14 protein-coding genes and 7 tRNA genes are annotated in these 13,607 nt (G+C 33.4%); 2 read left to right on the forward strand and 19 right to left on the reverse strand.

What is annotated here, in order from left to right; all coding sequences use genetic code 11:
* Positions 1–142: 142 nt before the first annotated feature.
* The 8 genes from AC3ASS_RS11775 to AC3ASS_RS11810 form a co-directional block, all read right to left on the reverse strand.
* A tRNA-Gly gene (locus tag AC3ASS_RS11775) sits at positions 143–216 on the reverse strand.
* 30 nt (positions 217–246) lie between these two features.
* Positions 247–320, reverse strand: a tRNA-Pro gene (locus AC3ASS_RS11780).
* An 8-nt stretch (positions 321–328) separates the two neighbouring features.
* Positions 329–405: transfer RNA gene (locus AC3ASS_RS11785), tRNA-Arg, on the reverse strand.
* A gap of 59 nt (positions 406–464) precedes the next feature.
* Positions 465–551, reverse strand: a tRNA-Leu gene (locus AC3ASS_RS11790).
* A gap of 84 nt (positions 552–635) precedes the next feature.
* Positions 636–707 (reverse strand) — tRNA-Gln (locus AC3ASS_RS11795).
* 76 nt (positions 708–783) lie between these two features.
* Positions 784–856, reverse strand: a tRNA-Asp gene (locus AC3ASS_RS11800).
* A 131-nt stretch (positions 857–987) separates the two neighbouring features.
* A tRNA-Glu gene (locus AC3ASS_RS11805) sits at positions 988–1,059 on the reverse strand.
* A 74-nt stretch (positions 1,060–1,133) separates the two neighbouring features.
* The gene (locus AC3ASS_RS11810; protein ID WP_488283727.1) at positions 1,134–1,601 is read right to left on the reverse strand and encodes a SprT family protein; all 468 of its coding nucleotides are present in this window, start codon (positions 1,599–1,601) and stop codon (positions 1,134–1,136) included.
* Between the two features lie 83 nt (positions 1,602–1,684).
* Here AC3ASS_RS11810 and cmpA point away from each other — a divergent pair, with 83 nt between their 5' ends.
* Positions 1,685–1,801, forward strand: a complete 117-nt coding sequence (cmpA, locus tag AC3ASS_RS11815) for a cortex morphogenetic protein CmpA (RefSeq protein WP_488283728.1) — start codon at positions 1,685–1,687, stop codon at positions 1,799–1,801.
* Positions 1,802–1,821: 20 nt separating this feature from the next.
* Here cmpA and AC3ASS_RS11820 read toward each other — a convergent pair whose 3' ends face one another.
* From AC3ASS_RS11820 to acpS, 8 genes are all read right to left on the reverse strand, one after another.
* Positions 1,822–3,984: a Tex family protein gene (locus AC3ASS_RS11820; protein WP_488283740.1), complete on the reverse strand. Its 2,163-nt coding sequence runs from the start codon at positions 3,982–3,984 to the stop codon at positions 1,822–1,824.
* Between the two features lie 166 nt (positions 3,985–4,150).
* Entirely contained in the window at positions 4,151–4,945 is a 795-nt protein-coding gene (gene sigB / locus AC3ASS_RS11825; protein ID WP_488283729.1) for an RNA polymerase sigma factor SigB, read from the reverse strand.
* Positions 4,923–5,396 (reverse strand): anti-sigma B factor RsbW, encoded by a 474-nt coding sequence (gene rsbW, locus AC3ASS_RS11830; RefSeq protein ID WP_488283730.1) that lies wholly within the window; start codon positions 5,394–5,396, stop codon positions 4,923–4,925. Before rsbW ends, sigB begins: the two co-directional genes overlap by 23 nt.
* Positions 5,397–5,761: 365 nt before the next feature.
* Positions 5,762–6,112: a type II toxin-antitoxin system endoribonuclease NdoA gene (gene ndoA, locus AC3ASS_RS11835; protein WP_488283731.1), complete on the reverse strand. Its 351-nt coding sequence runs from the start codon at positions 6,110–6,112 to the stop codon at positions 5,762–5,764.
* Between the two features lie 4 nt (positions 6,113–6,116).
* Positions 6,117–6,398, reverse strand: coding sequence for a CopG family ribbon-helix-helix protein (locus AC3ASS_RS11840; RefSeq protein ID WP_488283732.1), 282 nt, complete (start codon positions 6,396–6,398; stop codon positions 6,117–6,119).
* A gap of 190 nt (positions 6,399–6,588) precedes the next feature.
* Positions 6,589–7,740: an alanine racemase gene (gene alr, locus AC3ASS_RS11845; protein WP_488283733.1), complete on the reverse strand. Its 1,152-nt coding sequence runs from the start codon at positions 7,738–7,740 to the stop codon at positions 6,589–6,591.
* A gap of 284 nt (positions 7,741–8,024) precedes the next feature.
* Positions 8,025–9,044, reverse strand: coding sequence for a LolA family protein (locus AC3ASS_RS11850; protein ID WP_488283734.1), 1,020 nt, complete (start codon positions 9,042–9,044; stop codon positions 8,025–8,027).
* A gap of 156 nt (positions 9,045–9,200) precedes the next feature.
* Positions 9,201–9,551: a holo-ACP synthase gene (gene acpS, locus AC3ASS_RS11855; protein WP_488283735.1), complete on the reverse strand. Its 351-nt coding sequence runs from the start codon at positions 9,549–9,551 to the stop codon at positions 9,201–9,203.
* Between the two features lie 86 nt (positions 9,552–9,637).
* Between acpS and AC3ASS_RS11860 the strand changes: the two genes are divergently transcribed.
* Positions 9,638–10,219: a rhomboid family intramembrane serine protease gene (locus AC3ASS_RS11860; RefSeq protein WP_488283736.1), complete on the forward strand. Its 582-nt coding sequence runs from the start codon at positions 9,638–9,640 to the stop codon at positions 10,217–10,219.
* A 47-nt stretch (positions 10,220–10,266) separates the two neighbouring features.
* Here AC3ASS_RS11860 and AC3ASS_RS11865 read toward each other — a convergent pair whose 3' ends face one another.
* The 3 genes from AC3ASS_RS11865 to uvsE all read right to left on the reverse strand — a co-directional run bounded on the left by AC3ASS_RS11865 (position 10,267) and on the right by uvsE (position 13,232).
* Positions 10,267–11,721 (reverse strand): PH domain-containing protein, encoded by a 1,455-nt coding sequence (locus AC3ASS_RS11865; RefSeq protein WP_488283737.1) that lies wholly within the window; start codon positions 11,719–11,721, stop codon positions 10,267–10,269.
* Positions 11,714–12,193: a PH domain-containing protein gene (locus AC3ASS_RS11870; RefSeq protein WP_488283738.1), complete on the reverse strand. Its 480-nt coding sequence runs from the start codon at positions 12,191–12,193 to the stop codon at positions 11,714–11,716. Before AC3ASS_RS11870 ends, AC3ASS_RS11865 begins: the two co-directional genes overlap by 8 nt.
* A 73-nt stretch (positions 12,194–12,266) precedes the next feature.
* A complete protein-coding gene (gene uvsE, locus AC3ASS_RS11875) occupies positions 12,267–13,232 on the reverse strand; it encodes a UV DNA damage repair endonuclease UvsE (RefSeq protein ID WP_488283739.1) in 966 nt (321 codons plus the stop codon).
* Positions 13,233–13,607: the final 375 nt, after the last annotated feature.

Raw genomic sequence — 13,607 nt, forward strand, 5'->3', positions numbered from 1 at the left:
CATGTATTAGGCACGCCGCCAGCGTTCGTCCTGAGCCAGGATCAAACTCTCCAATAAGTAGTTTGATTGCTCAAAATGATTGACTAGCATGTTTCTTTAGACGCTTTGTTTTGTTCAGTTTTCAAGGTTCAAATTTCATAAATGGAGCGGGTGATGGGAATCGAACCCACGACATCAGCTTGGAAGGCTGAGGTTTTACCACTAAACTACACCCGCAAAATTAAAAATAATTAAATTTTATTCAAATCGGGAAGACAGGATTCGAACCTGCGACCCCATGGTCCCAAACCATGTGCTCTACCAAGCTGAGCTACTTCCCGTTCTCTTATGGCGCGCCCGACAGGAGTCGAACCCATAACCTTCTGATCCGTAGTCAGACGCTCTATCCAATTGAGCTACGGGCGCAATATTTGAGACAACTTTATCATTATAATACAGAAAAAATGTTTTGTCAATATATTTTTTGGTGCGGCCGAGAGGACTTGAACCTCCACGGGATTAACTCCCACTAGGCCCTCAACCTAGCGCGTCTGCCATTCCGCCACGACCGCAATATTATATAGAAAAAGTAGTAGAGCATTATTTATCATATAATAAACTCATTCAAATATCAACAGGGAATATTTAGATAGAAACTGGGCTAGCTGGATTCGAACCAGCGCATCACGGAGTCAAAGTCCGTTGCCTTACCGCTTGGCTATAGCCCACCGAAAAATCTCTTTTAGACATTGAAGGAACATTTACATACAAAAATTCTTGTAGTGAAATGTTCCAAAAGAATGACGGTCCCGACGGGAATCGAACCCGCGATCTCCTGCGTGACAGGCAGGCATGTTAACCGCTACACTACGGGACCATGAGTTAATATTGTTTATTTCAATCATTGATTTAGTTTCGCTAAACTGATCCACTATCTTCTCGTTGATTCATAGATGCTATATGTTTAAAGGATCACTCACATTGATTCAACAAAATTATAATAAATAATGACCCGTACGGGATTCGAACCCGTGTTACCGCCGTGAAAGGGCGGTGTCTTAACCACTTGACCAACGGGCCATATCAGACTCTTATGATTATAAGAATGATTCATTTAATTGTCAACAACAAAATTAAATTAAATTTAATTATTTTTATTCTATATTTTCCAATCCTTTCAACATCAATTTTCCTCGACATTTTCCACAAACATATCTATGAATATTAACTTTCCTTTTTCTTTTATAGATGTAAGAACATTTACTACATTCATAATAGTAGACCTTCGAAGAAACTTTTCTTTGTCCTTGGATTGGAGTACAAAATCTTGGAGCCCCTACTTTTTTCATTAATTCTTTAAATTCACGATCTCTATGTTTATATCCTTTCCCACTTAAATGTAAATGATAGTGGCAAAGTTCATGTTTAATAATCCCAATCAATTCATTTAATCCATGAGTTTCGTAATACTTTTTATTTATTTCAATATTATGACTCTGAAGCATATAACGTCCACCGGTAGTACGAAGTCTAGGATTAAAAATAGCTTTATGAAGGAAAGGTTTATGGAAATATGTTGAAGAAATTTCTTCGACAAGTTTTTGAAGTGATTCTTGATCCATCATTTTCTCTCCCATTTATAGTGAACGTGACAACCATTATAACATAAAATGATTAATACCACTCGAAATATGGAGGGGATTTTATGCCAATTTGGTTTTGTAACCAAATGCGCAGAGCCTTTTATGAAAAAAATCGCTATCAGATAAAATTACTTAATCAATGTTGGTTCTTTTACAGAAAGAAACACTGCTCGGATTAAGTTTGAGCAGTGTTTTTTTATTATTCTTCTATTTTTATCATCGATAATGAGATTCTCCCTTTTTTCACATCTACTTCATCAACCCAAACGGTAACAATATCTCCAACAGAGACAATATCTAATGGATGTCTTACAAATTGTGTGCTCATTTTAGAAATATGGACAAGTCCATCTTGCTTAACCCCAATATCGATAAATGCGCCAAAATCAACAACATTTCGGACCGTTCCTTGTAATTCCATCCCATGTGTTAAATCTTCTAGTGATAAAACGTCTTTTTTTAGTAATGGTTTAGGTAATTCATCACGCGGGTCACGCTCTGGTTTTTTCAACGCTTCTAATATATCCTTTAATGTTATTTCCCCGATATTTAAGGTGTTTGCGACATCTTTTACAGATATTTTAGTTATTGCTTCTTTTAATGATTCGCTACCTAAATCGTCTGTAGTAAAGCCTAAGTTTGTTAATAATTGACGTACTGCTTCATAATTTTCAGGGTGAATTGGTGTACGATCTAGCGGCTCATCTCCATCAATCACTCTTAGGAATCCAATACATTGTTCATATGTTTTTGCACCTAGTCTAGGTATATTTTTCAATTCTTCACGATTTCGGATTTTCCCTTTTTCTTCTCTATATTTAACAATATTGTTCGCAACAGTTTTCGTTAACCCAGACACATATTGGAGAAGAGCGGTTGAAGCTGTGTTCACATTTACACCTACTTGGTTTACCACTGTTTCAACTACAAAAGTAAGGGATTCATTTAATTTTTTTTGAGATACATCATGTTGATATTGCCCGACCCCTACTGATTTTGGATCAATTTTTACTAATTCAGCTAACGGATCTTGTAGACGTCTAGCTATCGATACAGCACTTCTTTCTTCTACCTGTAAGTCAGGGAACTCTTCTCTGGCAAGATCTGAAGCTGAGTAAACACTTGCACCCGCTTCATTAACGATTAAATAAAATACATCCCTATCAACATCTTTAATGACGTCGGAAATAAATTGCTCGGTTTCACGTGAGGCAGTACCATTTCCAATAGCCACTACCTCAACAGAGAACTTATTTATAATATCTTTTACCTTCGTTGATGCTTGTTCTATTTTTGAATTTGGTGGATGAGGGTAAACAACATCAATATGTAATACTTTCCCTGTTTCATCTACTACAGCTAGTTTACAGCCAGTACGGTAAGCTGGATCGACTCCTAAGACCATCTTCCCTTTAAGCGGTGGTTGGAGCAATAAATTTTTTAAGTTTTGTGAAAAAATATGAATCGCCTGTTCTTCCGCTTTCTCGGTCAATTCATTTCTAATTTCCCTTTCAATAGAAGGTTGAATGAGTCGTTTATAACCATCTTCAATAGCTTCTTTTACTTCTTTCGTTGTAATAGAATGATGATTGTTTATAAATTGCTCATATAAGTAATTTATAATTTTTTCGACGTCAGGTTTTACAGAAACCTTTAATATCTCTTCCTTTTCTCCCCGATTTAGAGCTAAAATGCGGTGAGGTACAATTTTTTCGATAGGCTCCTCATATTCGTAATACATTTCATAAATTCCTTTTTCATCCGCATCTCTATCTTTAACGGATGATTGGATCAAGCCATGTTTAAATGTTTCAAAGCGAATCCATTTCCTCACATCCGCTTGATCAGAAACAAATTCAGCAATTATATCTTTTGCGCCATTAACAGCATCTTCAATAGTTAAAACTTCTTTTTCTTCTTGAATATATTTAGCAGCTTCTTCCTCTATCGAACCTGAAACTGGAAATGTCATCATCCATTCCGCAAGAGGTTCCAAACCTTTTTCTTTAGCTACACTTGCCTTTGTCTTTCTTTTCTGTTTGTAAGGTCGATATAAATCTTCTACTTCTTGCAATTTTATAGCAGAGGCAATTTTATTTTTTAAATCCTCTGTAAGCTTCCCTTGTTCTGAAATAATACGGATGACTTCTTCTTTTCGTTGTTCTAAATTTTCTAAATAATTCCAACGCTCTAATATCCCTCTTATTTGAACCTCATCAAGTTCACCTGTTTTTTCTTTCCTATATCTTGCTATAAAAGGGATTGTATTTCCTTCATTTGTTAACTCTAATACATTTTTTATTTGCCATTCTTTTATTCCCTTTTCTTTAGCTACAATATTTATTAAATCTTGCTTTGGCATAACAACTTGTTCCAATCATTTCACTCCTATTTTCAAATTGTTTCCTTATCTATTTTAACAAAAAAATCATTCTTACAAAGGATAGCATCCAATAATAAAAAAATCTGCCCATGTAGAAGCAGATTTCTTTGTTATTCCCAACTATATATGACGAAATTATACTCCATCATATTGGATATTCTGTTTTAATATCATCGGGATGAATAGCCATTTTCAATTTATTAATGGCTCTTCTTTGTAATCTTGATACGTGCATTTGTGAAATCCCTAACTTTTCCCCACATTCTTTTTGACTCATGTTTTCTAAAAATGTATATTGAATAATTATTCGTTCTCGTTCTGTTAAAACGTGGAGTACTTTTTCTAAGACTAGACGTTGATTTACCTTTTCATAACCTTCATCAACTTTCCCCACAATATCTAAAAGTGTTACTTCCCTACCATCCGAATCTGCCTCTAATGGAAAATCAACAGATAAAGCATGATAGCCTTTCCCTATTTCCAGCGCCTCAAGTACCTCTTCTTCTGAGACATCGATTCTTTCTGAGATTTCTTTAATCGTAGGAGATCTTTGTAACTCTAAAGTTAACTCTTCAATAGTCGTATTTATTTTTGGATTAAGTTCTTTAATTTTTCTAGGAACATGAACACTCCAAGTTTTATCACGCAGAAATCTCTTAATTTCACCAATAATTGTAGGAACGGCATAGGCTTCGAAACTTTTCCCGTATGATTCATCGTATCTTTGTATTGCTGCAAGTAAACCAACCATACCTACCTGAAAAATATCTTCATAGTAATGTTTCGCCTTTGAATATTTTTTTGTTAAAGACTCTACCAGAGGTTTATAGATTTGGACTAATTGTTCCTGGGCAGCTTGATTTTTATTTTCTTTAAATTCTTTAATTAACTGGGGAACATTCCTCTTTACCTCTTCGTTAGGTTGAGACTGTTTTTGCATTCCTCTCCACCTGCTCTCGTTCCAGGAGCTTAGTCATAAATACTGCCACACCATCATCATGTTGGATATGAACTTCATCCATAAGAGTCTCTATTAAGTAGAGACCTAAACCACATCCCGTAAGAAATTCAACAGGATGGTTTCTCTTATAAAGTTCAGGTTGTTTGCTTTCATTCATGATGTCAAATCTATTGCTTTGATCGGAAATCAATACTTTAAGCCGATCTTCAAATATGGCAAAACCAATCTCTATAAATCCTTTTTCACTTTTTTTATATATGTATTGAACGGCATTGTTAATCACTTCACTTACCGCTATTTTTAAATCTTCAATATCGTCGTATGAAAATCCCATACGATTGGCTATTCCCGATAATGTTAGACGAATAACTCCAACATATTCTGAGTTTGCTGGGATTCTCATTTCTATGAAATCCAAAACTTGATTCATTAAGTTCCACCCTTTGCTCGTTAACTCGATCTCAAATTAATAGCAACAAAATAAATTTCCAAATTTCCGCCTAATATTACAATATCATATTTTCAATATAACTGAATATTCAATCTATATAAAATAAAAAAATATTACTGAATTTATTATAAAAATTAATTCTATTCGATAGCACATCATTTGCAAATGTTACAAACAAAAAAGCCCTTTAAAAAAAGGGCACATTTTCGGCAGAAACATATGCTTTTAGTTAACAAGACGACCTTTCCTATTCCTTTCCATACATGAATGTGGAGGTATTATGGAAAAAAAGAATGTAATATGTAAGAAAAAACGCTCTCTATCAAATAAGAGCGCTACTTGTACTAGAAATCGATAAGCCCCAAACTAATTTGTAAGGCTTCATCAACTTTTTCCATCATTTCTTCATCTAGATGAGTAATCTTATCTGTTAATCGTTGTTTATCTATGGTACGAATTTGTTCCAGTAAAATGACCGAGTCCCTTTCGAAACCATATTTTTCCGCATCAATTTCTACATGCGTTGGTAATTTGGCTTTCTGGATTTGAGCGGTAATAGCAGCAACGATCACAGTAGGACTAAACCGATTCCCTATGTCGTTTTGTATGACAAGGACAGGACGAATGCCGCCTTGCTCAGAACCAACAACGGGGGAAAGGTCAGCAAAGTAAACGTCGCCACGTTTAACAATCAAAGGATTATCCTCCGCTTACCAATCGTTCAACAGTATGTTCTGCCTCATACTCAGCTTGAAACGCCTCGGAAGCAATAGATAAATTAATTTTTGCCATCTCCATATATCCCCGTCTCATCGATTCACGAATGTGTCTTTTCTTCCGTTCACGTAAATACATTTTTGTTGCTTGATAAATAAATTCGTTTCTATTTACATTCTCTTGCTGGACATAACCGTCAAGTTCTGTTAAAAAATTTTGCGGTAAACGAATTACGATTTCTTGAGTTGCGCTGGATTCAGACACAAAAACACCTCCACCAAAACTGCAAAAACGATATACCTACCAATTACCATATTACCATCATTTGAAGGTAATGCAAAGAGTTTTCCACAATCCATAACTATTATCGCCTAAAATCAGATGGAATTATGCATATTTTCTATTTATTTTTGTTTTTTAATTATTATTTTGAATCTTGTCAATTTGAAGATTTTTACTTAATGATTGGGTTGGAAACCCCTATCATATTTTCCCCACGTAGATAAACACGGGGAACACGATTAGATATCATACATGGAATTTCATAATTAATTGTGTTTAGTTTTTCCGCAATTTCATCAATAGTAATCGAAGCTTCTTTTTGTTTTCCAATCAATGTTACTTTAGTTCCTATTGGCAATGGTCCCGGAAGCTTTATCATACATTGATCCATACAAATTCGACCTACAATTGGAACTCGGACACCTTCTACTAATACTTCTTGTCCTTCTAATTTCCTTGTCCAACCGTCTGCATAACCAATTGGGATTGTTCCAATCCATTCATCTTCCATTGCTGTATATGTACAACCATAACTAATACTTGTTCCCTTTTCTACTTTTTTCACATGAACAAGTCTTGAGTGTAAAGAAAAGGCTTCGGCTAATGGGAAAGGCAGCTCATCCTTTATCTCTTGTGATGGACTTAATCCATACATAGAAATTCCAAATCGAACAATGGAGAACAGACTTTCCTTAAATCGTAAACTGGCAGCACTATTACTTGCATGAATCCATTTTGGCTTTTTATCTATTGATTCTAATAAATGTTGAAAGTTTTCTAGTTGATATTGATAATAATGAAGATTTTTTGAATCAGCTGCTGCAAAATGTGTAAAAATTCCTTCAATAGCTATATTTTTACAACTTCGGATTGTTTCGATGAGTTCTCTTAACTCCGTTACCGTTTGAAGACCAATTCTCCCCATTCCCGTATCACATTTGATATGAATATTTAACTGCTCATTATTTAAATAAGATTCTGCTTGTTTAATCCAATCTTTTTGAAATGCTGTTAAGGAAATGTTATTTTTTGCTGCTATTGGAGCATATTCAGGACGCGTTAATCCTAGAACTAAAATCGGTTCCTGGATGCCATTTTTTCTTAATTGAAGGGCTTCATCTAAAATCGCCACAGCAAGAAACTTGCATCCTAATTGAACAGCTTCTTTAGCTACAAATGTGGCACCGTGACCATATGCATTAGCTTTAACAACTGCCATTATTTCAGTTGTCTCTGGTAGGATTGATCTCAAATTCCGAATATTTCTTTCTATATAATCTAATCTTATTTCAGCCCATGTATCCCGATAAAAATGATTGATCACTTGACCACTTCCTTAAAGTATCTTTCAATATTGATTATTATGATAATATAAATAAAGTGTCAATTGGAACAGGGTTCATTTATGTTTGTAAAAACAGATTTAATTTCAAAAATTAAATTCTTTAAATGCTGCCCCATGGGGAGTTTTGTACCACTAATTTAAAGATATAAAAATATTATGGAGTTGAAAAATAAGTTAATATTAAAAGACCTAAGTCCATTGATATAGACTTAGGTCTTTTCCTTTAAAAAGTATGTTTACTATTTATTGGCTTTTTATGATGATTATTTTTCTATGGTTTCTTGTACAGATCTTGCTACCATTACTAACTCTTCAGGTGAAAGGCTATTGGACGCTAACATGTATTCAACACCGTCATGCATCCAAGTAATAGAGTTTTCAGTCATTGCACCTACTGTAAATCCAAGATCAACAGGATCTCCATTTACATACATAGGAGAGATAGAAGCGGTTGTTAAAACCTCCACTTTATCTTGAATTAATGTAAATGATTTATCTTTGCCACCGTAGGTTAATACAACACGTCTTCCATTATCCGTATTAAACTCGTCTTCGGAAATTAACTCCACTCCCTCTAATTCCATGCTTGGATATTTTACAGTAAACATATCATCATACGGTTCTGTAGAAACAGCTACTTCGAGTTGTGCACTTGTCATATTTTTCTTCATATCAAAAGCATTATCATCAAACTTAGCATCAAATTCAACTTTACTAAATTCCACCGTTAAAAGTGCATTACGGTCTTGATCCATAACTTTGACACTAACAGGGGATAAGTCTATTTTATTAAATCTAATTTCTTGAAGTGGAAGCATTTTATTATATTGGTACCTTGTTTTCGTTTCAAACACATAATGTTTTTCTGTTTCTTTGAACTTTGCCTCTTTATCTTCTAAAATATCTTTTACTAGTGACTCATAAAGGTAAGCTTGACTGCTATTATTTGGCCAATCGCTTTGAAATTTAAAGCTTTTATTTAGTGCTGGTGTTAAAACAAAAACTCCTTCTTTATTTCTTAGGATCATTTGATTTTGTTCTTTTTCTGCATTTTTTAGATTGACCCGATAATAGTTAGGCTTATTATGCCAAATTTGCACCTCATATTCTTGAGGCTCCGTCCCCATCTGTAATGTCATTTTAGCATCTGCTTTGTACCCCTTTAATTTCTCCACTTTGTTACTTAAATCTTGGGTTACATCTTCTTTTGATTTCGCCCCACAACCTGTTAGTAATAAAATGAAGATTAATCCGACAAAAAGAAATAGCCATTTGTTTCTCATTTTTCCAACCCCTTTTAGTCTCATTCACGATTAGTTTAGAGAAAGGATATGCCGAAATAGTTAAGATAAATAATTGGCAACACCTTGTCTCTCTATGCAATATGAATATATGAGACAACCTAGGGGAATATGCTCAATTGAACATGCTTTTTAAAATTAATTGTCCTCAATTATTACTTGAGCGACTGCAAATGTTTGACTATGAGAAATGGAAAGATGAACACCATTTTTAAAAGGCTTATGTATATACGGTTTCCCTTTTTGATCCGTATCAATCTCAATATCTTGAAAAGAAAGATCCTTTCCAATCCCTGTTCCGTTTGCCTTTGCAAATGCTTCTTTTGCCGCAAACCTCCCAGCTAAAAACTCTACTTTTCTTTTATCGCTTAATTTTTCAAATTGGAGCAATTCATTGTTCGTTAAAATTCTATTTTTAAACTTCTCATTTCGTATTAAATTTTCAATACGGTTAAGTTCAACAATATCAATACCAATTCCTTTTATCATTTTTCACCTCTTCTATTTAATACAGTCTTTGCATATACAGTATTGTACAAATTTCTAAATGAAATATTGAATAAGGGAGAATGTATATGTTTGTTCGTCGAGAAAGTTTTGGTCAATATATTCGCTCTTACCCAGTTGTAACTACCATTATTGTACTAAATCTAGTATTTTTTCTCCTTCTTACAATCCCAGTGTTTCCAAATCAATTCATTTTTCAATCTTTAGCAGGAGTAAATTTGTATATAGCTGAAGGTGAATGGTGGAGAATCATTACACCAATTTTCATGCATTCATCCTTTTCACACCTATTTTTCAATTGTTTTTCATTAGTAATTTTAGCCCCATCTCTGGAAGTATTACTTAGGAAAAATCGTTTTCTATTTTTATATTTAGCCTCAGGAATTTTCGCTAATATTGCAACTTATATTTTCGAACCATTAACTTATGTGCATGTGGGATCAAGTGGAGCTATTTTCGGATTATTAGGATTCCTATTTTTCCTTGCCATTTATAAAAAGCATTTAATATCTAGTTCCCATGCACAAATGATTATTGTCGTCGGAATGATAGCATTAATTTTTTCATTTACAGATATTCGAGTGAATATTACCGCTCATTTGGCAGGAATGTTATTTGGATTTATTTATGCAAGAATCATTTTCAAGTGATAAGATAACCATTCTTATTTATAGAAAAGCTGCTCCATTTCGAGCAGCTAACTTAGAGTTTTATCTTCTTGGCTTAACCATTTGTAAATATTATTTATATCACTAATAGATAGATCGACAGCTATTCCCTTTTTCCCAATGCCACCAGATTTAATGAATGCAGAAATACTTCCAACTTTTGATTTTTTTTGAAAAATTGTTTGAGTAATATTGATATCTTGTATACGATTTCTTGGCAAATAAAATGTAGTTGTCGAAATTATTCGATGTCTTAATACAAGTTGTTTGTTAGAAATATTCCAACCGGCTGCTAGATAGGATAAATACCCCCAATAAATGGTAAGTGGTAATAGAGCGAAACTAAATAGTCCCCAAGGGAAAAGGAAATAGCTCAATCCCCCTATGATGGGTAAGCTAACTAAGGAAGTTCTTAACATATATCGTTTTGCACTCCGCCTTGGTGCACCTGTTAATTCAACATCTATTGTATATTCAGGTAAACATTCTTCTATATATTTTTTTAATTTTGATTTTTTTATTAGTGGTAACAGCATGATATTGATACTTTCATTATTCGTAACTGAGCCACCAGCACTTTCAATGTATACAGTTACATAACCGAACAAATGGCGGATAATGCTTTGTTCTACACGAATAGCCTGAATTCTCGACAATGGTATTGTAAGTTCTTTTTTTTCTAAAAGTCCCCTACTAATTATTAAGTCATCTTTTATTTTTCTAACTGTGAAAGAATAATATTTTATAAACGTTATTATTATCGCTAAAATATAGGCGATTAATAAGAAAATAAAAACGGTTAATGAAATCAAGAAAATACTATTTTTTATAAATTCTTTGATTCCTTCAAATACACTTTCGAACGGAATAAATTCATCAAATTGGGAAAGAAAGGCAAAAACTGCTGATATAATAACGCCAACCCCACCACTAGTGACAGCAAACATGAATATTTCTCTGTTTGGCATTTGATAGATGATTTTTCCTGTATGTTCATTATCCGATTCGTTCTCTATATCTATTTCTATTTTTTGATGTTTTACACTGTTTATATATTCCTTAATAGAGAAAGCTTCGGTTTTAGGAATAGCTGCAAGAATAGCATCGCTTTCTTCTAATCCGCTTGAACCAGCCGTTTCAATTTTTACCAATGCTAATTGAAAGAACCGGTGGATGATTCCTTCTTGTATATCAATACTTTGAATTCTTTCGAAAGGTATATATCTATTTTTTTTCACAAATAATCCTTGCACAATCTTTATCTGATTTTCCGTAATTTCGTATGTAAATCGATACCATTGAATAAAGCTAATGATTAATAATCCTATTAAACCAATTCCTATTAAACCAAAAAAAATGTAAGAACTGCTATTAATTTTAGTATCTAAAATAATAAATAAAATGATCGGGAAAATAACATCCTTCAAACTTTTAAAAAAAGATGTTATTGCGGCAACCGGGTGAAGTTTTTTTGTTTTAAACATCTTCTTCAGCCACCCTTGCCAATTTTGCAATGGATATTCTTAATTCATCTGCCTCATTTTCATCTAGTGCAGGGATCTCATGTGTCGTTGCAGCAGTTGAAATGGATATGGTTGATAGCTTATATTTTTTTAATAACGGCCCTTGCTTAGTATCTACATGCTGTACTCTTATCATTGGAATTAAAGTACGCTTTTTAATCAGTATCCCTCTCTGCAACTCTATTTCTTGTTCTCTAACTTCATACCTCCACCTTTGCCACCTTAACTTTGGGATGATAAAAGTAAGAAAATACCCAATGATAATAATTCCTACAATAATAATAAAAATAATCCACAATGGAAAGTGAAAGAAGAAAATGGCAATAGAGGCTCCAATACCTATCAAAATTGAAAGGAAAACATAAATAATTCCTGTTATTTTCCAAACTGTTAATGCTCTTTCAGATATCCTTTTTTGAGGTTCTCCTATCATTGATATTCTCCCTTTTAATAATTATTACCATTTCAAGTATACATTAAATTCCATCATTGGGAGAATTAAAATTTTATCGTATATAAAAACTACTTTCATCAATCCATTCAATATCATCATATTTTTTTAATTCTCTTACTAACTGAAATAATGATTCATCCTTTTTTTTGGCTTCAATCATAAAATCAAGTTGTTTAATCGAACCTTTTATTTTTCTCAAAAAAGTAATGAATGCAAAATCATCAATATAATCTGCATGAGCCTTAAATTGTTTTTCCGATTTAGGACTAGAAATATGTATTTTCATAGGCAAAGGAGATTGATCCCATGTTGCAATTATACGTTCCCATTGGCTTTCCCAGTCAGACTCGTGGTTAGCCTCATGATGATGCAAGTCGAAAACCATTGGAATCCCAATCTTTTCACATAAATAGAGAGTATCATTTATGTTAAACACATTATCATCATTTTCAAGCATAATCATTTTTGCTAATGATGGAGGGATATATCCCCAATTATTTATAAATTGTTCTAAAGCCTTTTCTTTATCATCGTATCCTCCGCCAATATGAATGACACAGCGATGAGTTGGATTTTGCCCCATACCTTTCAATAAAGCTTCATGCATGGCTAACGTTCGAATTGAATTATTTAAAATTTCTACCTTTGGTGAATTAAAGAGGACAAAGTGATCCGGTTGAAAGTCGACTCTCATATCTGATTGTTTTTCTAGGAAATTTTTTATTTTTATAAGTGGTTCTTTAATTGCCTTCATATAATTCCAATCTAATAATTCTTCATGATTAGCTAAAGGTATCAGTTTTGAACTAAAACGAAAAAAATGAATATTATTACCTGCATTATGTTTTAACAAACGTAAGCAATTATTCAAATTACTGATTGCAATTCGTTCAAGTTTATGAATGGCTGCTGTTCTATTTTTCATTTTAGTAAATTGAGCATAAGTCATTGTCTGAGATGGTGAACAGTTTTTTAAATGAACACTCATTGCAACATATCCAAGTCGAATCATTGTCATAGAATAAATCTCCTCAAGCAGTACTTTTTTTGTATTATTTGTAATTAAACTATATTCATGTAATCCGACAAAAAAACTGGAAGAAACAAACCTACCTCAGAAGATTATTAATTAAAATTTCACTGGCTCTCATATTTAAATTTAAGAAATAAACAATTTCACTCTTGAACAAATAGCATATAATATCAACAAAGATGTCTATTCACGTGTTTTAAAATCGAGTAGGAGGGAGCGATTAACTCCCGTCCTCTCACACCACCGTACGTACGGTTCCGTATACGGCGGTTCAATTAAGATAATTGACGCAAGTCTTTATAACTTCCGTGAATAGCTGTTCTCTTTATGCCAGTGGTCACTCCACCCTCCAAGAGGTCT

It is taken from the genome of Bacillus sp. JST-5 (assembly GCF_057747715.1).

Coding starts and splice junctions, on each gene's coding strand:
- AC3ASS_RS11810 (WP_488283727.1), bottom strand. CDS start 1,601: ATGGATCAAGAATCACTTCAAAAACTTGTCGAAGAAATTTCTTCAACA.
- cmpA (WP_488283728.1), top strand. CDS start 1,685: ATGCCAATTTGGTTTTGTAACCAAATGCGCAGAGCCTTTTATGAAAAA.
- AC3ASS_RS11820 (WP_488283740.1), bottom strand. CDS start 3,984: ATGCCAAAGCAAGATTTAATAAATATTGTAGCTAAAGAAAAGGGAATA.
- sigB (WP_488283729.1), bottom strand. CDS start 4,945: ATGCAAAAACAGTCTCAACCTAACGAAGAGGTAAAGAGGAATGTTCCC.
- rsbW (WP_488283730.1), bottom strand. CDS start 5,396: ATGAATCAAGTTTTGGATTTCATAGAAATGAGAATCCCAGCAAACTCA.
- AC3ASS_RS11850 (WP_488283734.1), bottom strand. CDS start 9,044: ATGAGAAACAAATGGCTATTTCTTTTTGTCGGATTAATCTTCATTTTA.
- acpS (WP_488283735.1), bottom strand. CDS start 9,551: ATGATAAAAGGAATTGGTATTGATATTGTTGAACTTAACCGTATTGAA.
- AC3ASS_RS11860 (WP_488283736.1), top strand. CDS start 9,638: ATGTTTGTTCGTCGAGAAAGTTTTGGTCAATATATTCGCTCTTACCCA.
- AC3ASS_RS11865 (WP_488283737.1), bottom strand. CDS start 11,721: ATGTTTAAAACAAAAAAACTTCACCCGGTTGCCGCAATAACATCTTTT.
- AC3ASS_RS11870 (WP_488283738.1), bottom strand. CDS start 12,193: ATGATAGGAGAACCTCAAAAAAGGATATCTGAAAGAGCATTAACAGTT.
- uvsE (WP_488283739.1), bottom strand. CDS start 13,232: ATGACAATGATTCGACTTGGATATGTTGCAATGAGTGTTCATTTAAAA.